At 45.6% G+C, this 21,816-nt stretch carries 22 protein-coding genes; 12 read left to right on the top strand and 10 right to left on the bottom strand.

Translation table 11 applies throughout. The features are described 5' to 3' along the window. On the bottom strand, positions 1–194 hold a 194-nt coding region (locus tag AAKU61_RS16470; RefSeq protein WP_354334003.1), incomplete at its 3' end, for a helix-turn-helix domain-containing protein. 257 nt (positions 195–451) lie between these two features. On the opposite strand from AAKU61_RS16470, the gene AAKU61_RS16465 reads away from it, so the two are divergent. The 5 genes from AAKU61_RS16465 to AAKU61_RS16445 all read left to right on the top strand — a co-directional run bounded on the left by AAKU61_RS16465 (position 452) and on the right by AAKU61_RS16445 (position 6,180). Beyond that, a complete protein-coding gene (locus tag AAKU61_RS16465) occupies positions 452–868 on the top strand; it encodes an NUDIX domain-containing protein (RefSeq protein ID WP_354334001.1) in 417 nt (138 codons plus the stop codon). A gap of 488 nt (positions 869–1,356) precedes the next feature. Beyond that, entirely contained in the window at positions 1,357–2,631 is a 1,275-nt protein-coding gene (gene alr, locus AAKU61_RS16460; RefSeq protein WP_354333999.1) for an alanine racemase, read from the top strand. Then, entirely contained in the window at positions 2,628–3,923 is a 1,296-nt protein-coding gene (locus AAKU61_RS16455; RefSeq protein WP_354333998.1) for a D-amino acid dehydrogenase, read from the top strand. The genes alr and AAKU61_RS16455 overlap by 4 nt, the downstream gene beginning before the upstream one ends. Further along, positions 3,920–4,555, top strand: a complete 636-nt coding sequence (locus AAKU61_RS16450) for a hypothetical protein (protein ID WP_354333996.1) — start codon at positions 3,920–3,922, stop codon at positions 4,553–4,555. Before AAKU61_RS16455 ends, AAKU61_RS16450 begins: the two co-directional genes overlap by 4 nt. Positions 4,556–4,575: 20 nt before the next feature. After that, positions 4,576–6,180, top strand: a complete 1,605-nt coding sequence (locus AAKU61_RS16445) for a sigma-54-dependent transcriptional regulator (protein ID WP_354333995.1) — start codon at positions 4,576–4,578, stop codon at positions 6,178–6,180. 63 nt (positions 6,181–6,243) lie between these two features. Here AAKU61_RS16445 and yacG read toward each other — a convergent pair whose 3' ends face one another. From yacG to ispB, 7 genes are all read right to left on the bottom strand, one after another. Next, positions 6,244–6,435: a DNA gyrase inhibitor YacG gene (gene yacG / locus AAKU61_RS16440; protein ID WP_354333993.1), complete on the bottom strand. Its 192-nt coding sequence runs from the start codon at positions 6,433–6,435 to the stop codon at positions 6,244–6,246. 109 nt (positions 6,436–6,544) lie between these two features. Then, positions 6,545–7,300: a cell division protein ZapD gene (zapD, locus tag AAKU61_RS16435; protein WP_354333991.1), complete on the bottom strand. Its 756-nt coding sequence runs from the start codon at positions 7,298–7,300 to the stop codon at positions 6,545–6,547. 92 nt (positions 7,301–7,392) lie between these two features. Beyond that, a complete protein-coding gene (gene coaE / locus AAKU61_RS16430; protein ID WP_354333990.1) occupies positions 7,393–8,034 on the bottom strand; it encodes a dephospho-CoA kinase in 642 nt (213 codons plus the stop codon). Then, a complete protein-coding gene (locus AAKU61_RS16425; RefSeq protein WP_354333988.1) occupies positions 8,034–8,900 on the bottom strand; it encodes a prepilin peptidase in 867 nt (288 codons plus the stop codon). Before AAKU61_RS16425 ends, coaE begins: the two co-directional genes overlap by 1 nt. Continuing rightward, positions 8,900–10,132, bottom strand: a complete 1,233-nt coding sequence (locus tag AAKU61_RS16420) for a type II secretion system F family protein (RefSeq protein WP_354333986.1) — start codon at positions 10,130–10,132, stop codon at positions 8,900–8,902. The genes AAKU61_RS16425 and AAKU61_RS16420 overlap by 1 nt, the downstream gene beginning before the upstream one ends. Positions 10,133–10,144: 12 nt before the next feature. Beyond that, positions 10,145–11,872: a type IV-A pilus assembly ATPase PilB gene (pilB, locus tag AAKU61_RS16415; protein WP_354333984.1), complete on the bottom strand. Its 1,728-nt coding sequence runs from the start codon at positions 11,870–11,872 to the stop codon at positions 10,145–10,147. A 198-nt stretch (positions 11,873–12,070) separates the two neighbouring features. Continuing rightward, entirely contained in the window at positions 12,071–13,054 is a 984-nt protein-coding gene (gene ispB, locus AAKU61_RS16410) for an octaprenyl diphosphate synthase (protein WP_354333982.1), read from the bottom strand. Between the two features lie 313 nt (positions 13,055–13,367). Here ispB and rplU point away from each other — a divergent pair, with 313 nt between their 5' ends. The 4 genes from rplU to proB all read left to right on the top strand — a co-directional run bounded on the left by rplU (position 13,368) and on the right by proB (position 16,630). After that, positions 13,368–13,679, top strand: a complete 312-nt coding sequence (gene rplU / locus AAKU61_RS16405) for a 50S ribosomal protein L21 (RefSeq protein ID WP_262835192.1) — start codon at positions 13,368–13,370, stop codon at positions 13,677–13,679. Positions 13,680–13,717: 38 nt separating this feature from the next. Continuing rightward, positions 13,718–13,975 (top strand): 50S ribosomal protein L27, encoded by a 258-nt coding sequence (gene rpmA, locus AAKU61_RS16400; protein WP_322121437.1) that lies wholly within the window; start codon positions 13,718–13,720, stop codon positions 13,973–13,975. Between the two features lie 313 nt (positions 13,976–14,288). Then, on the top strand, positions 14,289–15,398 hold the full coding sequence (gene obgE, locus AAKU61_RS16395) for a GTPase ObgE (RefSeq protein WP_322121438.1): 1,110 nt from the start codon (positions 14,289–14,291) through the stop codon (positions 15,396–15,398). A gap of 113 nt (positions 15,399–15,511) precedes the next feature. Beyond that, complete coding sequence (proB, locus tag AAKU61_RS16390; protein ID WP_354333979.1) at positions 15,512–16,630, top strand: glutamate 5-kinase; 1,119 nt, start codon at positions 15,512–15,514, stop codon at positions 16,628–16,630. 489 nt (positions 16,631–17,119) lie between these two features. On the opposite strand, the gene AAKU61_RS16385 is transcribed toward proB, so the two are convergent. Together AAKU61_RS16385 and AAKU61_RS16380 are read right to left on the bottom strand one after the other, a co-directional pair. Continuing rightward, positions 17,120–17,665 carry a CNP1-like family protein gene (locus tag AAKU61_RS16385; protein WP_354333977.1) on the bottom strand — a complete coding sequence of 182 codons (546 nt, stop codon included), beginning with the start codon at positions 17,663–17,665 and terminating at the stop codon, positions 17,120–17,122. Between the two features lie 20 nt (positions 17,666–17,685). Then, positions 17,686–18,303, bottom strand: coding sequence for an RNA pyrophosphohydrolase (locus AAKU61_RS16380; protein WP_354333975.1), 618 nt, complete (start codon positions 18,301–18,303; stop codon positions 17,686–17,688). A gap of 328 nt (positions 18,304–18,631) precedes the next feature. On the opposite strand from AAKU61_RS16380, the gene AAKU61_RS16375 reads away from it, so the two are divergent. The 3 genes from AAKU61_RS16375 to AAKU61_RS16365 all read left to right on the top strand — a co-directional run bounded on the left by AAKU61_RS16375 (position 18,632) and on the right by AAKU61_RS16365 (position 21,812). Further along, a complete protein-coding gene (locus tag AAKU61_RS16375) occupies positions 18,632–20,368 on the top strand; it encodes a proline--tRNA ligase (protein WP_354333974.1) in 1,737 nt (578 codons plus the stop codon). 165 nt (positions 20,369–20,533) lie between these two features. Beyond that, entirely contained in the window at positions 20,534–21,094 is a 561-nt protein-coding gene (locus AAKU61_RS16370) for a lytic transglycosylase domain-containing protein (RefSeq protein WP_322121701.1), read from the top strand. Between the two features lie 58 nt (positions 21,095–21,152). Then, the gene (locus AAKU61_RS16365) at positions 21,153–21,812 is read left to right on the top strand and encodes a hypothetical protein (protein ID WP_354333972.1); all 660 of its coding nucleotides are present in this window, start codon (positions 21,153–21,155) and stop codon (positions 21,810–21,812) included. The last annotated feature ends 4 nt before the right edge of the window (positions 21,813–21,816 follow it).

Below are 21,816 nucleotides of genomic sequence, written 5' to 3'. Positions count from 1 at the left end.
TTTTGTCGTTCGTCGGCTATTTTTTTCGCTTGTAAGGGGCGCCATCCGCTTCCTCCGGTATTGCGCTTGAGTTCCCTGTGGATGCTGGACTTATGGCGATGGAGTGCGGCAGCAATCTCGCTGACCGTCTTTTTTTCTAACCGCAGTGCGTAAATTGGGTATCGTTCGTCTTGGGTTAGGTGTGTATAGCGCATATTCGGCAACTTTCGACTGGCTGGTCAAAAAGCATGAATGCTATCGCATCTGACCCTTTGACTTTTTATTCAATGTTGCTCTTAGTAGCTGAATCCGCCTTGGACAATTAAAAATACTCCCCTTATTTCTTTAATTTGATTAGGGCTTATGCAAAACCGCCCCAGCTGCGTTGCAGCGACTAGCCGTACTAAAGTATTGTCGTTGCTACGCCTGGCTGGAACAATTTTGCGTAAGTCCTGCTGATATTGGCTCATTTATGACAAAACCCCCGATTGATGTTGCTGTTGGTATTTTGATGAAACCCAATGGTGACGTCTTGCTCGGACAGCGTCCGGCTGGCAAGCCATATGAAGGTTACTGGGAGTTCCCAGGCGGTAAAGTTGAAGCGGGCGAAGATATTCTGGCGGCACTGAAGCGCGAGTTTGTCGAGGAATTGGGTGTGCATATCCAGACGGCTGAGCCTTGGTGCGGGGTAGAGCATATTTATCCGCATGCTCATGTCCGATTACATTTTTATATTAGCCGCAACTGGCAAGGCGAGCCACAAAGTCTGGAAGATCAGGCATTTGCCTGGCAGGGCAGCGTAGCTGTGTCCCCATTATTGCCAGCAACGATCCCGCTGCTAGAATGGTTAGATGTTTTGCGGGCAGAGTTGGTAGTCCGCCAAGCCTGATCAAGCTTAATTTGTAGAGCTGATACAAAACTGTCACCATTACGTAAGCCTTAATCGGTCATATTTATCCGAATATGAATATGAATCTGAATCTGAGCGCGTTTCTGTTGTGGTGAACTATGGATTTACACCGTTTTGCCTGTGTGTATTTCACTACAGTGAGTAATTCCACGTATTGTTTCTTATTGCCAATACTGAAATCATCCAAATTCAAATCGATTTTTTGAAGGTTTTCTCGTCTTTTCTATTGTGTCGTATTAGAATTGATACACTGTATTTAAATCAATACGGCAGTTGGATTGCAACATGCACTAGAAGAAAATCTCTAAATTTGTTCTAATCCCTATTAGCTGTATTGAAAATGATACACGTCGGTTTAGGTGATTCAGATTAAAATTTTCTAAGTCTATGAATTGATTCAATAAAGTATTGTGGCACGGCGATTGCTAAGAAGAATCCCATGTGATGATCACAACGGAGATGCGCAGATGCAGCTAATAGCAGAACAGTCAGCGGAATATTCAGTAAAACGTTCTGGAGCAGCTGGACGTGCCGGCGCAGTGCTGACAATCAATCTGCAAGCTCTGCGCTATAACTTTCGTTTTCTGCAAAACAAACTAGGCCAGGCTCGATGTGGCGCAGCCGTTAAAGCAGATGCCTATGGTCTGGGCGCTGTAAGAGTCGCCTTAGCCTTGCAAGAAGAAGGCTGCCGCGATTTTTTTGTGGCACATCTTGATGAGGCAATTGCACTCCGTCCCCACTTGTTAAAAGACAGCGTGTTGTATGTCATGCACGGGGCGCCAGTCGGATATGAGGCTGAATTTTTAGAACACGCCTGTACACCCGTTTTAAATAGTTTGGAGCAAATCGCCGCATGGCGTCGCCTTGCTCAGGCCAAACAAACCTCCTTGCCTGCATTTATTCAAATCGATACAGGTATGTCGCGCATGGGCTTATCGACTAAAGAGGTCAATGCCTGGATTGCTGATCCCTCCTTAACCCAAGGCATTGCTATTAGTCACCTGATGAGTCACCTGGCTTGCGCAGAAGATCAGCAGCATCCAATGAATCAGCAGCAATTACAGACCTTTAAAACCCTGCGCGCTCAATTGCCCGCTTGCGCCGCTAGCTTGGCAAATTCTTCCGGTATTTTTTTAGGACCTGACTTTCACTTCGATCTTGCTCGTCCCGGTGCTGCTTTATATGGCGTAGCACCCGTTGCCGGGCAAAAAAATCCTTTGCAGGCAGTCGCTTTATTGCAAGGCAAAATCATCCAGATTCGAGATATTCCTGCGGGTACTGGCGTTGGCTACAGTCTGACGTATCGCAGTCAGCAGCCGCGCAAGATTGCGACCGTGGCCGTTGGTTATGCCGATGGCTGGATGCGTAGCCTGAGCAACCGTGGCGTGGCACATATCGCTGGCCAGCCTGCGCCTATGGTCGGCAATGTGTCAATGGATACGATTACGCTGGATGTCAGCGATATTGCGCCGAAGAGTTTATATCCTGGCGCAGCGGTAGACCTGCTATCCGCTACTAACACAGTCGATATGGTCGCCAAACTGGCTGGCACGATCGGCTATGAAATCTTGACCAGCCTAGGGCAGCGTTATTATCGTGAATATACCGATGCCGTTTCTTCTGGATCTTCCAGCTTTAGTTTGTTTATCGATTCCGAATTACAGCATCAAAAATCTCAGCATAAAGTAATAAGTCATTCCGGCACTGTCAATACAGACGCCATCAAGGGAGAAGCACAATGAAAGTAGTCATACTCGGCGCAGGTGTGATTGGTACGGCATCGGCTTATTATCTGGCGAAGGCGGGGCATGAGGTCACGGTGATAGAGCGTCAGCCTGCTGCAGCTCTGGAAACTAGTTATGCCAATGCAGGTGAGGTTTCCCCTGGTTATTCGGCACCGTGGGCTGGTCCTGGTGTGCCAATGAAAGCTATTAAATGGCTAATGATGAAACACAGTCCGCTGGCGATACGTCCTAGTTTAGATCCTCATATGTGGCGCTGGGTAACCCAGATGCTGTTTAACTGCACAACCAAGCGCTACGAAATCAACAAAGGTCGTATGTTGCGGATGGCAGAATATAGCCGTGACACTTTGCAAGAATTACGTGCCGAGACAGGTATCCATTACGACGAGCGCACCCAAGGCACTTTGCAATTGTTCCGGAATCAGGCTCAGGTGGAGGCGGCGCAAGCAGATATCGCTATTTTGAAAAGTTATGGCGTGCCGTATGAGTTACTGGATAAAGCAGCGTGTCTGGCAGTGGAGCCAGCTTTAAAGCATGTGCAAGAGAAGTTCATCGGTGCTTTGCGTTTGCCCGGCGATGAGACTGGAGATTGCTTTAAATTTACTCAAAATCTTGCCAAATTGGCTGAGGATTTGGGAGCCCAGTTTAAGTACGGCGTCAGTATAGAGAAATTGCTGCATGAGGGCGATAAAATCACTGGTGCGAAAACCTCAGCAGGTACTTTTCAGGGTGATTCTTATGTGCTTGCTCTTGGCAGTTATTCGCCAATATTACTACGTGAGCTGGGTATCAAAATCCCTGTCTATCCGATTAAAGGCTATTCAATCACCATCCCTATTACCGATGTGTCAGGCGCACCGGAATCCACCGTGATGGATGAAACCTATAAGGTCGCGATTACACGACTAGGAGACCGTATCCGCGTTGGCGGCACGGCTGAAATTACTGGCTATGACTTGCGACTGCGTGAAGATCGCCGTGCAACGCTGGTGCACTCTGTTACTGATCTATTCCCGCATGGAGGCGATGTAGAAAAGGCCGAATTCTGGACTGGTCTGCGTCCAATGACGCCAGATGGTACGCCAATTGTTGGTCCCACACCTTATCGTAATTTGTATCTTAATACTGGACATGGCACCTTAGGTTGGACGATGTCTTGTGGCTCTGGCCGCTTCATCGCTGATGTCGTATCCAACAAACGTCCGGCAATTTCTACCGAAGGCCTGTACATGGATCGTTATGGCAGCGTCAATCGTCCCATCATTGTCTCTAAGGAGTTACAAGCATGAATTTGATTGAACGCGAACATTTGGTTTCTACTACAGAGATATTTGCTGACCCGACTTTGAATATGCGTTTTTACATCGCAATTGAATTATTAGCGCAGATTGTGATGGTAATGCCCCGCACAGCAACGGTTGCTTCATTGGCGCAGGCTACCGGTAAAACACCAAGACTGGTACGTTCGATATTGTCCACCCTGAGCAAAGATGGCCTGGTCGCACGCGATGTAAAAGAGAAGGATGCCTGGCATTGCCGCTCTTGTAACGGGATTATTACGCTGGCCGATATTTATCGTTGCTTTTGTCTGGCAGAGGAAAAAGCTGTCGCTAAAGCAGAAGAAAAAGCGCGTATAGAATCCGATGCAAAAGCAGAGCAAGCAGCGATTGATGCTGAGGCTAATGGAGATTCTGAGCAAATAGCGGATCGTGCTTCAGAGCGCGATAGGCAAACCAGACCCCGTAGCTCAAACCAACAAAGTGTTGATCTGTTGATGATGCAAGTCAAAATGACGGTTAATCGTGCGGTGTTCCAGCAACTAGAGCAATTTGATCTTGGGCGCTTGCGCGGTTTGGCATCGACCACCAGTTTTCGCAGTCATAACGCACGGCCGCGTGGTTACATTCCGGAACCGCATTAAACATGATTTGATCGGCTCCAATGCGCATTAATATTCAGTTTAAAGACAGAGTTGGTATTGCGCATGAAATACTGGCAGTGTTTGCTCTGCGTGGTTTGAATGTAGTTGGCGTAGAGGTTGATCCGCCGAATATTTATATCGATAGTCCAGAGTTGTTGGAGTTCATGCTGCCATCTTTGCAGCAAGACTGTGACCAGGTGCGTGGTGTCGGTAAGATTAACGTTCTGGATATTTTGCCCGGTAAACGCCGCCGTCTCAACTTAGATACCGTGATGGCGGTGATGGAAGATCCCGTACTTGCTATTGACGCTAATGGCAAAGTTGTCATTGCTAATGCCGCCGCGGCTGCCGTATCCGGCATGACGGAAGACATTCTTTGTCAGAAAAATCTCCGTGATCTGCTAGAAGATCCTTTGGTCGAGCATGAATTGATTACCCATTCTTTTCATGTACCAAGTCGGGAAGTCATTCTCAATGGCGAGCCGTTTTGGATGGACGTAACTCCCGTCTCTGAGACTTTGACAAATCCATATATATCCAGTCCAACAATCAGCCAGACAACCAGTCCAACTGATATAAAACCCAATGGTCAGACTGTGGGTGCCGTACTGACTTTGCACGCCCCAAAGCGTATGGGAGGGCGGTTACATGCGTTACAGCATTCTGAGGGTAGCGGTTTTCATTTCATTATCGGTGAGTCCGAGCAAATCAAGGCGCTAAAAGTACGTGCAGCTAAAGTGGCTGTCGTGGATGCACCCTTGTTGATTACCGGTGAGACAGGGACCGGTAAGGAGTTATTAGCGCAAGCTTGCCACGGCGTCAGTGCTCGTAGCAACGCGCCTTTTCTGGAATTGAACTGTGCCGCTTTACCTGAGAGTTTGGCTGAGAGTGAATTATTCGGTTATATGTCCGGCGCCTTCACCGGTGCGCAACGTGGCGGTAAACCAGGTCTGATAGAAATGGCGGATGGCGGTACCGTATTTTTGGATGAAATTGGCGAAATGTCGCTCTACTTACAAGCGAAGTTATTGCGTTTCCTGAATGACGGTAAGTTTCGCCGCATAGGTGGTGATAAGGAGGTCAAGGTTAATGTCCGTATCATTAGCGCCACCCATCGTAATTTGCGCAAAATGGTACATGAAGGCTTATTCCGTGAAGATCTGTTTTATCGGCTGAACGTACTTCATTTAGAAATGCCAGCCTTACGAGAACGACCAGACGATATTTTGCAATTAGCCCGGCATTTTATTGAACGCGCCTGCACTCAGGCGCAAAAGCCCGTGTGTCGTTTGAACTCGGCCGCTTGCGCCGCGTTGTTGTCTAATCGTTGGCCTGGTAATGTCCGCCAGCTACAGAATGTCGTTTTTAGAGCGATCACTATGTCTGACCAGCGTATATTAGACGCAGCAGATTTAGATTGGGCTGAGGGTAGTATCACGGCAGACGAGGTCCATATTGATGCTGCCGAAAGCTGGGAGCTGTCCGTTAGAGAATTTGAATCAGCCTTGCTAGAAAAGCTCTACTCACAATATCCATCTAGCCGCAAACTTGCTGCCAGATTAGATACTTCACACTCGATGATCGCGGCTAAACTCAGGAAATACGGCATACCTCAAAAACGCTGATGCTTATCCTTAACATTGATTTTTGAAGGGCAATCAAGAGCAAGCAGGTAGATTTAATGAGAGTTAATGACTTGATTGTGATAAATCTTCGTCAGGCTCTTCTGGTAAGTTGACTGCAGGGATTGTATATTTTTCTTCAGCCCATGCGCCCAAATCAATTTGTTTGCAGCGATCAGAACAAAAAGGGCGGTAAGGACTAGCTTCCGACCAAACCACTTTTGTGCCGCAAGTAGGGCAATCTACAACTGTACTCATATAATTAATTCCAACTAAAGACGATCAGCGCATTGCACGATATCGCCATACAAAAACTTTTATAGGCACTCAACTCAAGTTTTATGAGTGGTGCGTAGCAAACAAAAAATTAGAAATTACAAAGTGTCAGATCAAATGGAATATCGCTTTCAAATGCCTTAGGTTTCATCGTTCCGTCTTGCGACATAAAGCGTATCCAAAGCATATATTTATTAGCAGAAATTTCTGGAATAGCGCCCATATCTTGTACTAAAGTGACGCGTAACAGCTGATAAATTTTCCCTTGTAGCATTTGCTGATAACTGCCTGTTTGTGCAATAACTTTTGTAGTTACACCAGACTCACGTAATAACCTCAGCACAATATTGATCGCATCAAATAGAGGAGCTATAGGTGCAAACCAGTTAGAGATATCGGCAAAGCGTTTTTCAGAGGTATTTTTTTGCCAGGCATGATAGCTAGGGAGATCAAATTCGCAAGCGCCGCCTGGAATAATGGTGCGACCACGAATACTCATCAACCATTCGTTATCGCGAACATTTTGCCCAGTCTTACCTGTGGAGGCAATCAGAGCACTACTTGCACGATCAACTTCATCCAGAATTTGATCCAGCATATCCGCTTGTACATTTGGATTTGATTTGAAGCTGATGAGAGTATGTTTTTGTCGTTCTAGTTCTTGCAGTAAATCAGACTTGAGGTCGGCACGACCAGCAACCTCCAGCATTTCAAAAATGGTGGACAGTGCGACGTGATGCTGCATAGGATCAGATTGATGTAGAAAAAAAGTGAATTTTTCATACAGATCTTCTAGCCGCAATAACGTGCGAATACGCTCGTTAAAAGGGTATTCGTAAACAATCAAAATAATGTCCTTGTTTAAATTGGTGCCAACGCGCAAGTGCCATGTGATTCTGAACCATGCTGAGTAAAATTACAAACGTTGTATGATGATTATTAGTCATTTTCCTCGAGATTAATCAAGGATGATTTGGCTAATTGCAGGTATTGACTGTGCAACTTTATAACCTGCTCATGAATCTGCGTTAAATCGCCCTCATTAAAAATAATATCGTCGGCGGCTTCAAGTCTTTGTTCTCGACTGACTTGAGCGCGCATGATGGCTAGTACTTGCTCTTGACTCAATCGATTTCTTGCCATAACACGGCTAATTTGAGTTTCTTCCTGGCAGTCGACTACTAATATTCGGCTGACTTTTTGTCTCCAATTACTAGATTCGACCAATAGGGGAACAACAAATATAGTGTAAGCGCCATTTACGTTTTTTGCCGCTCGATTTGTTTCTTGACGTATTAACGGGTGAAGAATATTCTCAAGTTGTAATTTCTTTGCTGGATCGGCAAATACGCATTCGCGCATTTTTGCTCGATCCATTGCTCCATCAGGTTGAATAAATTCTGCACCAAATTCATTTTGGATTGGTTCAATAGCTATTCCATTGGCTGCAGTAAGTTCATGGGCGATTAGGTCGGTATCAACCAGACTTGCGCCTAGCTCTGCGAACATATTGGCAATAGTAGTTTTACCACTTCCAATACCCCCAGTAAGACCTAAGCTAAAGGCGCTTATTGCATGCATTAGCCTAGTAATCCCAAATAGTGTTGAGACAGCGTTTTCCCCCAAATTAGCGCAATTAAACCCGCTCCTGCCAAATAAGGGCCGAATGGAATGGGATTATTTCTACCCATTTTTTTAAAAACGATCATGCTAATACCAACTACAGCACCGACGGCCGAGGAGAGCAACACAATCACTGGTAGCATGCTCCAACCCATCCACGCGCCAAGCGCTGCGAGTAGTTTGAAATCACCATAACCCATGCCATCTTTTCCAGTAGCTAGCTTAAACAACCAGTAGATCGACCATAGACTTAAATATCCAGCAACCGCGCCGATCACTGCATCAGTAAGTGGTGTAAAGGTAGTATTCAGGTTAATTAGAAGACCGCACCAAAGCAATGGTAGCGTTAGATCGTCAGGCAACAATTGAGTATCGGCATCTATAAATGTCATGGCAATTAGAAGCCAGCCAAATAATACCGCTCCCAGTCCTGCAATCCCACTGCCAAAATGCCAGACCAACAAAGCGGATATCGCGGCAGTTAGTAATTCTACTATTGGATAACGGATAGAAATTGATGCTTTGCAACCTGCGCATTTACCGCCGATTATTATGTAGCTAATGACGGGGATATTTTCTAGTGCTGTAATTTGATGTCCGCAGTGAGGACATGCAGAGCGTGGCACCATCAAATTATAGCGATCCGTATGAGGCAGTGTTTCACCCTTCTCACTGGCCACGTAATTATCGGACTCACGCTGCATCATCTTTGGAACTCGATGAATGACAACATTGAGGAAGCTACCAACCAATAAGCTTATAACCCCGATCGCGCTTGTGCTTATCCAATTTTCCGGTGCAGTAAAGAAAATTAACTGCCACATTAAACGACTTGTCCTAATTTGAAAATTGGTAAGTACATTGCAACGACTAAACCGCCAATGAGCACGCCCAATATGACCATAATCATTGGCTCCATAAGGCTCGAAAGTGATGCAACTGCCTCATCTACCTCTTCTTCATAAAAATCAGCGACTTTACCTAGCATTTGATCTAGCGAACCAGACTCCTCACCAATAGAAACCATTTGTGTAACCATATTGGGGAAAACGTTAGAGTTTTGCATCGCAACAGTAAGACTGGTACCAGTGCTCACTTCAGTTTGTATCTTAATTGTGGCATCTAAATAAACTGCATTTCCAGCGGCACCACCCACCGAATCTAATGATTCAACCAGGGGTACCCCTGCGGCAAACATCGTTGACAGGGTACGTGTCCATCTCGCAATAGTCGCCTTTCTGATGACTGCTCCAAATACAGGTGCTTGCAGGAGTAATTTATCCATAACACGTTGCATTTTTAACGAGCGTTGCCACGATTGAAAGAAAAAATATATTCCTCCGAATACACCCCCAAATATCAAATACCAATTCTTCACAAAAAAATCTGAAATAGCCATAACAAAAAGCGTCGGAGCTGGAAGTTCTGCTCCAAAGCTTGAGAACACCTGTTTGAATGCGGGCACCACCCAAATCATGATGACGGCGGTAACTATAAATGCAATAGCTAAAATGGATATTGGATAAGTTAACGCAGATTTAATCTTTGCTTTAATTGCAAGAGTTTTTTCTTTGTAAATTGCCAATCTAGTCAATAGTTCTTCCAAAATACCTGCTTGCTCACCTGCGCCAACTAAGTTGCAAAAGAGAGGATCAAAATACAAGGGAAACTTACGGAATGCCTGACTTAAGCTTGTTCCTGTTTCCACGTCACCTCTAATATCTTGTAATAGCTTGGATACCGACGGATTTTCATTTCCCTTAGCGACGATATCAAACGACTGTAGCAAGGGGACGCCAGCCCGCATCATGGTTGCTAGCTGGCGAGTAAATAAAGTTATATCTTTATCAGTAATTTTTTTACCTGAGGTATAGCTTTTTTTCTTAACCTTGCTTACTAAAACACCCTGACGTCTTAGTGTTGCGTTGACTATCGCTTCACCTCCGGCACGTAATTCGCCGCGCACAGTTTTACCAAATTTATCTTTACCTTCCCAGGCATATAAATATTCTTTAAGTTGTGATTTTTTAGGTGATGCTTTTGGTGCGGTAGCCATATTGCTATCCCATTATTCGTTTGTACAACCAAGGATTTCTTCTAAGCTTGTGAGTCCTTGCTTAACTTTTTGCAACCCAGACTTTCTGAGACTTCTTACACCTTCTTTTTCGGATTGCTTTTCAATCTCCAATGACGTTCCGTTCGCTAAGATAATCCGTTCAATTGCCTCAGTGATTGGCATAATTTGATAAATACCAACACGGCCTTTGTAGCCGCTACCACTGCAACGCTCGCAGCCTACAGGATGGTAAGGTTTCCAGGTTCCATCTAGTTCTTCATCTTTAAACCCCGCCTGAAGAAGAACTTCATCCAGCACATCGGCAGGTTTTTTACAGGTACAAAGACGTCGAGCTAAACGTTGAGCCGTTATCAAAATAACTGATGAGGCAATATTAAACGGTGCCACGCCCATATTCATTAAGCGAGTCAGAGTAGAGGGTGCATCATTCGTATGTAAGGTCGAGAAGACCATATGACCAGTTTGAGCTGCTTTAATGGCGATATCTGCAGTTTCTAAATCGCGAATTTCACCAACCATAATGACATCGGGATCTTGCCGTAAGAATGACTTTAAGGCGACTGGAAACGTTAAGCCTGCCCTATCGTTGATGTTGACTTGATTGACGCCAGGTAAATTGATTTCGGCAGGATCTTCAGCGGTTGAAATATTGATGCCCGGTTTGTTAATTACGTTAAGGCATGTATATAAAGAAACAGTTTTACCTGAGCCTGTTGGCCCAGTCACCAATACCATGCCGTACGGACGTTGTATGGCATTCATCAGAATCTCTTTTTGATCAGGATCGTAGCCTAGCGCATCAATACCCATTTGCGCTTGAGATCCATCCAAAATACGCATAACTATTTTTTCGCCAAATAGTGTTGGCAATGTGCTTACCCGAAAATCAATTGCTTTAGACGCTGATAAAACTAATTTCATTCGACCATCTTGCGGTACGCGTTTTTCAGAGATATCTAATTTAGAGATAACTTTGATACGTGAAACTAATTTATCTTTAATAGCGATTGGCGGCTGGGCTATCTCACGCAGCTCACCATCAACCCGAAATCGGATACGGAAAAATTTTTCAAAAGGTTCAAAATGTAAATCGGATGCGCCCATGTTGATAGCGTCGATTAGCATCTTCTGTAAAAATCTAACTACCGGGGCGTCGTCAACTTCTGCCGCCTGGGCATCAGACGCTGCGGAATTAATATCCTCTTCTTTGAACTCAATATCGTAGTCATCACCAGCTATATCGCTCAGGCTTTGCTCTGAGGTCTTGCCGAGTTTCTCTAACAACTTAAGTAGTACGTCGTGTTGAACAACTACAATTTCTATACCTAGGCCAGTCTGAAATTTAATTTGATCTTGAGCTGACGCATTAGTTGGATCGGAAACTGCTAAGGAAATTTTGTTGCCACGTTTGGCTAGCGCAACAATGCGCTGTGTCTGCATCAGTTTTGAGTCAACAATTTTTTCAGGTAAGGTCGCTTCGTTAAAAACACTTAGATCGACTAAAGGATAGCCAAATGTTTCAGAGCAAAATGCAGCAAGATCTCTTGCGTTGATCAAGCCGCTTTGCAGCAAGCTGTCAACAAACGGTTTTTTTTCTAATTGAGATCTTTTTTGAATGTCATCTATTTGTGATGCTGGCAAAACATTACCTTGGATTAGCGCTCTGGCAAGTCCTGAGGTTGGTAAGGCTGGAGTCGTATTCGGTAGAACTGCTGACATAAGATCTCACATAGGGGCTCTTGCGTAAATTGATCAATGTTATCGTTGCTTTAAGATAATGCAACCAAGCACCTCTTTTGTAAAGGAGTGCACATCATTTGTTTGATGCATTTTGCTTAAAAAAGTATAAATAAGCACAACTAATTAATGTAACCCATCCTAAATCACTTAGATCAGAGTCTTCAAATCAGTAAAGAATTAATGATTTCTATCAACCGAAAATTTACAAAGAGCCAATAATGCATCTTTGTATCGACTGTCTTGGAGATGCTGAATAGACTCAATCGCACGATCTGCAGCTTTTATCGCTTTTGCTCGGGTGTAGTCAAGTGCACCTGATTTAGTTATTGCTGCGAGTATCACATCAAACTTGGATTCGTCTCCTTGCTCTATGCAGGTACGAACAAGATTTTTTTCCTCGACAGTACCATTTTTCATTAAGTAAATTAGGGGCAGTGTTGGTTTTCCTTCCCTCAGATCGTCGCCTACGTTTTTTCCGATATCTGCCGCGTTACCGGAATAATCCAGTACATCATCAATTAACTGAAATGCAGTTCCAAGGGAGCGGCCATATTCTGCGGCGGCCTCAATTTGTATCGCGTCGGCACCAGAAATCAATGCGCCTACTTGTGCCGCTGCTTCAAATAATTTTGCAGTTTTTGAGCGAATTACTTGCAGATAGCGCTCTTCATTTACATCTGGGTCATGCATATTAAGTAACTGTAATACTTCACCCTCCGCGATAACATTCGTTGCATCCGCAAGGATTTGCATGATTTGCATGCTGTTAATTGAAACCATCATTTGGAAAGCGCGGGAATACAAGAAGTCGCCAACTAACACTGAGGCGGCATTACCAAACATGGCATTTGCAGTTTTTCGCCCGCGACGCATAGAGGATTCATCAACTACGTCATCGTGCAACAAGGTTGCCGTATGAATAAATTCAATAATTGCAGCTAGTTCGTGGTGCTGAGTGCCTCGATATTGATAGGCGTTAGCAACCAACAATACCAACACCGGGCGTATTCTTTTGCCGCCAGCATTGATAATATATTCAGCAATCTGGTTAACTAAAGGTACGTCAGAGTGAAGCTTATTTCTAATCACCTGATTAACCGCAGCCATGTCGGTTGCGATGGATTCTGTGATACTTATTTGAGGTGATGTTGTGGCAGACAAGGCGGTACCTGCTAAAAAAATGCGTGTGAGTACTTAAGATAAGCACAGATTATACGATGCCAAGATGATTTCGCGTCAGGCCGAAACACTACGATAATTATTCTTGCAATGACTTGCTGACACAGGCTCTAATTTGGACGTTGATTTGTAAGAATTGCCTGCGCTTATTCGTCTCAGCGACAATTTGAGGAAAGTTTTGACGTCGAAGCTAAGTCTATGTATAATTGGAGGTTTTCCCGATTTATAAGCTTCATTTTTGGTTTGTTCGGGGAATAAAAAAATCGATTATTAATATCATTTGATGAGGTTTCACATGTACGCGGTCATAAAAACCGGTGGCAAACAATATAAAGTTGTCGCTGGTGAAAAACTTAAAGTAGAACAGATACCTGCAGACATTGGCTCCGAAATCACCATTGATCAAGTGCTCGCATTGGGCGCTGGTGACACCATTAAATTTGGTGCTCCCTTGGTCGCAGGTGCTACGGTGCTGGCTACGGTAATTTCGCAAGGTCGCCACGACAAAGTGCGCATTTTCAAAATGCGTCGTCGTAAGCACTACCAAAAGCGTCAAGGCCATCGCCAAAATTACACAGAACTGCAAATCGTTTCTATCAACGGCTAATCCCGTTTGATTTAATCAGAATCCAAAGGAGCTAATAAATGGCACACAAAAAAGGCGGCGGCACCACGCGCAACGGCCGTGACTCAGAGTCAAAACGCTTAGGCGTTAAAGTTTACGGCGGCCAAACTATCAATGCTGGCGGTATCATCATTCGTCAACGCGGTACACGCGTTCACCCGGGTGAAAACGTTGGTATGGGCAAAGATCATACTTTGTTTGCATTGATCAACGGTAAAGTACAGTTTGCAATCAAAGGCGCAGCTCAGCACCAATACGCGATTGTTGTAGCAGCGTAATAGCTCGTTACAGACAGTACAATAAGGCGTAAGCCTGACGAAAAAGGCTCTGCCGTTGGTGGAGCCTTTTTAGTTTCAAAAGATCCTGTATAAATCTGTTGTCGGTATTTTAAACACGGTTTACACAAAGATTTATACAAGCTCTTTTTAGTAAGTGGTCTTGCATTGCTTGTTTTAATGGCAGGTTTTAAGCATCAAGCCACAGTTCCTGCTACTCTTTTTGACAAGGGTAGAGGATTAAGGCGCATTCGCTATTGATATTGAATTAATAATTAATTTATAACGAAGCGCGCCGAATTTATAGGTGAAACAAATGAAATTTATCGACGAAGCACGAATTGAAGTAATTGCTGGTGATGGCGGAAATGGTGTCGCCTCCTTCTGTCGTGAAAAATTCCGCCCATTTGGCGGCCCTGATGGTGGTGATGGCGGTAAAGGCGGCAGCATTATTGCGGTGGCTGATCGCAACATCAACACATTAGTTGATTTTCGCTACGCAAAATTACACAAAGCGCGCGATGGGGAAAACGGTCGTGGTGCAGATTGCTATGGTAAAGGTGCGGACGATATTTTGCTACGTATGCCAGTCGGTACCTTGATTATTGATCGAAATACGGATGAATTGATTGCTGATTTAACCGAGCATGAGCAACAAGTCGTATTGGTCAAAGGCGGCGAAGGCGGTTGGGGGAATATTCACTTTAAATCGTCGACCAATCGTGCGCCGCGTCAACGTGGCGACGGCAAAGAAGGCGAACGTCGTGAATTACGTTTAGAGCTGAAAGTGCTGGCTGACGTTGGTTTGCTCGGCTTGCCAAATGCCGGTAAATCTACGTTTATTACCGCAGTATCGAACGCGCGTCCTAAGATTGCTGATTATCCGTTCACGACATTGCATCCTAATTTGGGTATGGTTCGTGTCAGCCACGAAAAAAGTTTTGTGATTGCCGATATCCCTGGTTTGATCGAGGGCGCTGCGGATGGCGCTGGCCTGGGTATCCAATTTTTAAAGCATTTACAACGCACAGGTTTGCTGCTGCATATCGTTGATCTGGCACCATTTGATGACAGCGTTGATCCGGTCAAAGATGCAAAAGCGCTGATCAAAGAACTGCGTAAATATGACGAATCTTTATACGAGAAGCCGCGCTGGTTGGTGTTGAATAAGCTCGATATGCTGAACGAAGAAGAGCGTAAAAAGAAAGTTAAAGACTTCGTAAAACGTTTTGGCTGGAAAGGTCCGGTATTTGAGATTTCTGCCTTAAATCGTGAAGGCTGTGAAGATTTAGTCACTGAAATTTACGCCTATCTTGCTGAAAAACGCATGCAAGAACAGCGTTCGCAAGAGACTCAGATGAAAGAAGAAGCGCAGGGTATTTTATCGATCGATCCTGACGATCCTCGCTTTAAAGTGCTTGATTGAGTTTCAGCTGAATTTCAATTGAGCTTCAGTTGAACTTCAACTGAGCTTCATCCCCAGTCGTCGCTGCACTCGCAGCGACGTTCTCCATACAGTTTTGTTCGTAGCGCACACCTATGCATTCTGTCATCCAGCAAGCCAAGCGGCTTATCATCAAAGTTGGCTCTTCTCTAGTGACCAACGATGGTAAGGGTCTAGACCACCAAGCGATACAAAAGTGGGCGGCGCAAATTGCAGAATTGCGACAGATGGGCAAAGAGGTTGTGCTGGTCAGTTCCGGTGCGATTGCTGAGGGGCGTCAGCGCCTAGGATTTGATAAGCGCCCGACTGGCATTCACGAATTACAAGCCTGTGCCGCAGTCGGCCAGATGGGGCTCGCGCAAATTTACGAAAGTAGTTTTCGCGCACACGGCATAGGTACCGCCCAGATTTTGCTGACGCACGCCGACTTGGCTGACCGCGAACGTTATCTGAATGCGCGCTCCACCTTATTTACGCTGCTGCGTTTTGGCATCGTCTCCATCATTAATGAAAACGATACGGTCGTTACTGATGAAATCAAGTTTGGCGACAATGACACTTTGGGCGCATTGGTAGCGAACTTGATTGAAGGTGACGCGCTGATTATTCTGACGGACCAAAAAGGATTGTACACTGCCGATCCGCGCAAACATCCCGATGCGCAATTTGTGCATGAAGCTAAAGCGGGCGATCCCGCGTTGGAGGCCATGGCTGGCGGCGCTGGTTCTAGCTTAGGAAGCGGCGGTATGCTGACTAAAATCCTGGCAGCAAAACGCGGCGCTAGTTCTGGTGCGCATACGGTGATTGCCTGGGGACGTGAAGAGAATGTTCTGGTTCGCCTTGCTCAGGGCGAAGCGATTGGTACGCAATTAATTTCTCAGATGGCGCCGTTGGCAGCACGTAAGCAATGGATGGCAGATCATTTGCAAACCGCTGGACAATTGATATTAGACGCTGGCGCAGTTCAAAAATTGAGCCGTGAAGGTAAATCCTTATTGCCTATCGGCGTGTTGGATGTCAAAGGTGAGTTTGGTCGAGGTGCCGTAGTCACTTGCTATAACGAAGCGGGGCAGGCAATTGCCCGCGGACTCAGCAATTACACCAGTACAGAAGCGCGCCGGATTAAGCGCCACCCGTCCACCGAGATTGCACAAATTCTTGGTTTTGTGGAAGAGCCAGAATTGATCCATAGAGACAACATGGTGTTGCTTTAACCAAGATTTTCCATTACGCGCACCAGAGGTGCTATCTGAGTGCTGGCGGCGCATTTTCGGTCATTTTTGACGCTCTTCGTTGCTCATGGCTGGCGATGAGCGCCTTATTTACAACAAACTCATATCAAAACTGCCTCGAAAAGTCCATCCGTCATCAACTCAAATCCTAATGGAAAATCTCGGTTTAATCTGGTTTCAGTTGAAAGCGAATCAAGTAAAACGAGGAGGTGGAGTTAGTACGTTGCTGGCGCTATTTCTTCGGATACTTAAAATAAAATGAAAAAAATGAGGGGGCGTATTGATATACTTCCCCTCATTTTATTAAAAATCACTCTATTGTCCAATGATTCTATGGACAATTAAATATACTAGTGATGAGTATATGTTAATTAACCTAATTGTCGTGTTCTCAAAAAATGTTATAGCTGTTTGCAAATGCTGCGTTGACCATTGCTGCTATACAGCGACTGGCAAGCTAGACTTCAGTAGTTAAAGCGGCTTTAGTGGTTGCCGTTTTTTTAGTCGTTCTAGCATTGCAGGCGCTTTTCCTGCGATGGTGTTGCCCTCGCAAAAATAATCCGAAAATAAAGTCGAATGTTGTTTGTTCGCTGCTAATGCTTGAATGCTATCCCACTGATTGCGGCGAGAACGTGACCAACTGCCATCTGCGCGCCCGAATGCGTACAGTTTTTTCTCGTAAGTGCTGCAGCGAATTCCCTCATAACTGACATTCTTCGCACCAGAACTGCTGATCGATACCAGTGTGTACCTGACGATGCCATCGCTGGTAATCGTCAGCGATTTAGCATCGACAGAAAACGCCTGATTATCACTGTTATAAAACGGCAGCAGATTCGTGGCTTGAGGCGCTTCAGGAAGTTGCAAGGCAACTTCTTTCCACTCCTTCTCTGCATCCTCGTCGTCCATGGGTTGCGCATGCAAAGGTGCAAGCAAGCTAGCCATCAATATCAAACCTAACATCGGGTTTTTGATCGTAGTGCGTGAAGTTATTTTTCGCATCGTTGTTTGTGTCATCTTTTGCGCCATCATCATAGTCACTCAGGTTTATCTTGCGCAGCAGGTAGCTCTACTATTGCCGGCGCGATTTCGATCTCACTTTTCTCTGCGTCTGTATCTGTATCCAACCCGGCTTGTAGCTTGGCCGGACCATTAGCCTGGCGCGCAGTCCCCAAGCGCTCAGTACGATGAACAAAGTGCGACAATTCCTGCAGAGCCAATTGATAAACGCCCCGTTTAAATTCAATCACTACGTCCAGCGGCACCCAATACTCGTGCCAGCGCCAGGCATCAAACTCAGGATGATTGCTGGCACGCAGGTTAACGTCACAATCGCGCCCCAGCATCCGTAGCAAAAACCAGATTTGTTTTTGCCCACGGTAATGTCCACGGATTTCACGTTTGATGAAATGATCGGGCACCTCATAGCGCAGCCAGTCGCGGGTACGACCGATGACTTTGACATGCTCAGGCAACAAACCGGTCTCTTCTTCCAGCTCGCGAAACATCGCTTGCTCGGGTGATTCTCCGTATTTGATACCGCCTTGCGGAAACTGCCAGGAGTGCTCTCGCACCCGTTTGCCCCACCAAACTTCGTTGTTGGCGTTGAGCAATATAATGCCTACGTTAGGCCGGAAGCCTTCACGATCTAGCATGATCTTACCTCGAAACTTTCTGCCACTAAACGTTCTGTTACCCCAATTTGTCATTGGAATTGTTATGACACCAATCAACAAAGTGCTTGTAAATACACAGAAAAAATTGGCCGTTTTGATTTTATAAAAACGTCATTTTTTTCACTTCAAGTCGTCACTCTGTCGATATCACGTCGATGTCATATCGATCTAACGCTGATTTCAGGTTTATTTCACACCTATCAAGCGTTTTTCCATCATCAAATTGGTAAACAGTGGGCGCATTAGTCAGCTAATCCTTTAAAATTGAGTCGATTATAACCCTCAATTTTTGAAAAGAATCATTGTCATGCGCGCTACACGATTTTTTATTTCCACTTTAAAAGAAGCTCCTGCCGATGCTGAAATCGTCAGCCATAAACTGATGATGCGTGCCGGGATGATTAAACGTCTTGGTTCCGGTATTTATAACTATATGCCGATGGGTTTGCGTGTGATCCGCAAAGTCGAGGCGATCGTCCGCGAAGAGATGAATCGTGCCGGTGCGATTGAAATGTTAATGCCCGTGGTGCAACCTGCAGAGCTGTGGCAAGAGACTGGCCGTTGGGACAAAATGGGGCCGGAGCTGATGCGCGTCAAAGACCGGCACGGTCGTGACTTCGTAATCCAGCCAACGTCGGAGGAAGTAATGACGGACGTCGCCCGCGCTGACATCAAATCCTATCGTCAGCTGCCGCTGAATTTTTATCATATCCAAACCAAGTTTCGTGATGAACGTCGCCCCCGTTTTGGTTTGATGCGTGGTCGTGAATTTACGATGAAAGACGCTTACTCTTTTGATCGTGACGTCGAAGGCATGAAAAAATCCTATCAGGCGATGTATGACGCTTATGTCAGAGTATTCAATCGGTTTGGCTTAGAGTTCCGCGCCGTGGCTGCGGATAACGGCGCGATTGGCGGCTCTGGCTCGCATGAGTTTCACGTTATTGCAGAGACGGGCGAAGACGCTTTGGTGTATTGCCCGACGTCCGATTACGCAGCGAATATGGAAGCTGCCGAGGCCGTATCTTTGTTCACGCAACGTCAGGCTGCAACACAAGTCCTGACTAAAACGGCGACACCAGGCAAGGCCAAGTGTGAAGACGTAGCAGCTCTGTTGAATATCCCGCTGGAGCGCACAGTTAAATCGATTGTGCTGACGGTCGAGACAGAAGAAAAAGAAAAAATCACTAAACAAGTCTGGCTATTATTACTGCGTGGCGATCACGATTTGAATGAAATCAAAGCTAATAAAGTCGCCGGTTTAGCCAATTATCGCTTTGCCACAGAAGATGAAATTGTGGAGCATTTCGGAACCAAGCCAGGCTATCTCGGACCTATCAACACTAAATTACCCGTCAACATTGTGGCAGATCGTACCGTCGCCATGATGGGGGATTTTGTGTGTGGCGCGAATGAAGAAGACTTCCATTACACCGGCGTAAATTGGGAACGTGATTTGCTCGAGTCTTTGGTCGCGGATTTGCGTAACGTAGTTGCTGGCGACCCCTCCCCAGATGGTAAAGGTGTATTAGCGATCCAGCGCGGGATTGAAGTTGGTCATGTGTTTCAACTAGGTACGCGTTATTCGCAAGACATGAAAGCCACTTTCTTAGATGAAAACGGTAAACCGCAGTTTTTACAAATGGGTTCTTACGGCATCGGCGTGACCCGGATTTTGGGTGCAGCGATTGAGCAAAATTTTGATGAAAAAGGCATAGTCTGGCCGCTGGCACTGGCACCTTTTGAAGTCGTACTTTGCCCGATGGGCATGGATAAAAGTGAAGCCGTCAAAGCAGAAGCAGAAAAGCTATACCAAGCCTTGCTGGATGCAGGCGTTGATGTCATGTTTGATGACCGCGGCGAGCGCCCGGGTGCGATGTTCGCTGATTGGGAGTTGATCGGCGTGCCGCACCGTGTCGTGATTGGTGACCGTGGTCTGAAAGAAGGCAAGCTGGAATATAAAGGTCGTCGGGATGCAGAGGCGATCGAATTACCTGTTGCTGAGATGCCTGCGTTTATCCAATCTAAGATTCAAGGGAAATAAGATACAAGGATGGAGTATTTTATAAGGTCCATATCTTTCCTGCTTAATAAGCCAGTTTTTAATGATACTCCCGTAAAAATCGGTAATTTTCATAGAAAATCTGGTTTTTTGAGTCGCTTGCTTAGTGCGTTTGGTCTGTGTGCTTTTCTGACTGCCGGTCCGGTAATGGCTGGCAATCAGAAAGAAGAAGCGATGGCAGATTCGGTACGGCTGGCTTTGTCCAAAGCCGTTACCGATTCGCGCCCGCCCAAACCTAGTTTCGACAATATCAATGAGCGCATCGATTATTTGCTGTGGTTGGGCGAGATGTCCGACCGCCTTAAGCGCAGGATTCCTGACGCGAAGACAAGGCAAGAATTGCTGGAAGCGATATGGTACGAATCCAAACGCGCAGGGCTAGAACCAGCGATGGTGTTAGGACTGATCCAGGTCGAATCCGCTTTTCGTAAATACGCGACATCGGTGGTCGGCGCCCGCGGCTTTATGCAGGTCATGCCATTTTGGTCGAAGACGATTGGTGACGGTGACGCACAAAAGCTATTCCAGATGCAAACCAATCTACGCTATGGTTGCTCGATTTTGCGCTTGTATATTGATATGGAAGCAGGCAATTTATATCTTGCTTTAGGGCGCTATAACGGTAGCCGTGGACGCCCGGAATATCCGAATGCGGTATTAGCCAATTGGAAGAATTGGGAATACAAAAAAGACGCAACTAAAAACTAAAAAAGAAGTCAGACAAGTACGGAGCTGGAATAAAAATGGACTAAAAAAAGGTGAAGCATTGCGTTTAAATGAAAAAAATCCGGTACGCTGGACGTGGTTTTTAGTCATTATCGGAGTGCATATTGCCTTTCTTTTTTTGTGGCCAAAAGCAGAATCACGGCATGAAAAAAAGCCAGCATTGACGGAGCTGGTAATTCAATTACTGCTCCAGCCCACACATCTTCCGCTCTTAAAGCAACTACCACCGGTAGCGACTTCCCGCCAGATTAAGCCGGTATTACCGATTGACCCAAAAAATAATCCATCTAAAAAAGATTTAGCGAAGCCATTAGCATCGCAAAATATTTCCATACCGATCACAGACGAAAGTCTGGCGAATACGCCGATTACGTCGACTACTAATCCGGCGATCAGCTCAGAGACTAAGCTTAATTTAGATGTACGTAAGATCAGTAAGGATCTGTTAGCAGAGCAACGTCCCACCCAATTCCCTGCCAGGCCCGCCGCATCTTCTTTCATTGCTTTTGCAAATAATGTGGCAGCGGCAGCGAGACCGCGAGACACCACCGCACAGAATTTTGTGATGCCAGACGGTACTCATATCACTAAAATGATTACACCCAGCGGTACCTATTGCGTGATCGCCGCTAATGCAGCCGGTGGCAGCACAATCATTGCGCGAGAAATTTCCAGGGTGGTTAATTGCGGTAATTTATAAAGGA

The sequence above is a fragment of the Undibacterium sp. GrIS 1.2 genome (genome assembly GCF_040544435.1).
In the GTDB taxonomy this organism is placed as follows: Bacteria; Pseudomonadota; Gammaproteobacteria; order Burkholderiales; family Burkholderiaceae_D; genus Undibacterium.
Note: the sequence above shows the minus strand (reverse complement) of the source record. Positions and strands in the feature narration are given on the sequence as shown.

Coding starts and splice junctions, on each gene's coding strand:
- AAKU61_RS16465 (WP_354334001.1), top strand. CDS start 452: ATGACAAAACCCCCGATTGATGTTGCTGTTGGTATTTTGATGAAACCC.
- alr (WP_354333999.1), top strand. CDS start 1,357: ATGCAGCTAATAGCAGAACAGTCAGCGGAATATTCAGTAAAACGTTCT.
- AAKU61_RS16455 (WP_354333998.1), top strand. CDS start 2,628: ATGAAAGTAGTCATACTCGGCGCAGGTGTGATTGGTACGGCATCGGCT.
- AAKU61_RS16450 (WP_354333996.1), top strand. CDS start 3,920: ATGAATTTGATTGAACGCGAACATTTGGTTTCTACTACAGAGATATTT.
- AAKU61_RS16445 (WP_354333995.1), top strand. CDS start 4,576: ATGCGCATTAATATTCAGTTTAAAGACAGAGTTGGTATTGCGCATGAA.
- yacG (WP_354333993.1), bottom strand. CDS start 6,435: ATGAGTACAGTTGTAGATTGCCCTACTTGCGGCACAAAAGTGGTTTGG.
- coaE (WP_354333990.1), bottom strand. CDS start 8,034: ATGCATGCAATAAGCGCCTTTAGCTTAGGTCTTACTGGGGGTATTGGA.
- AAKU61_RS16425 (WP_354333988.1), bottom strand. CDS start 8,900: ATGTGGCAGTTAATTTTCTTTACTGCACCGGAAAATTGGATAAGCACA.
- AAKU61_RS16420 (WP_354333986.1), bottom strand. CDS start 10,132: ATGGCTACCGCACCAAAAGCATCACCTAAAAAATCACAACTTAAAGAA.
- pilB (WP_354333984.1), bottom strand. CDS start 11,872: ATGTCAGCAGTTCTACCGAATACGACTCCAGCCTTACCAACCTCAGGA.
- rplU (WP_262835192.1), top strand. CDS start 13,368: ATGTACGCGGTCATAAAAACCGGTGGCAAACAATATAAAGTTGTCGCT.
- rpmA (WP_322121437.1), top strand. CDS start 13,718: ATGGCACACAAAAAAGGCGGCGGCACCACGCGCAACGGCCGTGACTCA.
- obgE (WP_322121438.1), top strand. CDS start 14,289: ATGAAATTTATCGACGAAGCACGAATTGAAGTAATTGCTGGTGATGGC.
- proB (WP_354333979.1), top strand. CDS start 15,512: ATGCATTCTGTCATCCAGCAAGCCAAGCGGCTTATCATCAAAGTTGGC.
- AAKU61_RS16385 (WP_354333977.1), bottom strand. CDS start 17,665: ATGACACAAACAACGATGCGAAAAATAACTTCACGCACTACGATCAAA.
- AAKU61_RS16380 (WP_354333975.1), bottom strand. CDS start 18,303: ATGCTAGATCGTGAAGGCTTCCGGCCTAACGTAGGCATTATATTGCTC.
- AAKU61_RS16375 (WP_354333974.1), top strand. CDS start 18,632: ATGCGCGCTACACGATTTTTTATTTCCACTTTAAAAGAAGCTCCTGCC.
- AAKU61_RS16370 (WP_322121701.1), top strand. CDS start 20,534: ATGGCTGGCAATCAGAAAGAAGAAGCGATGGCAGATTCGGTACGGCTG.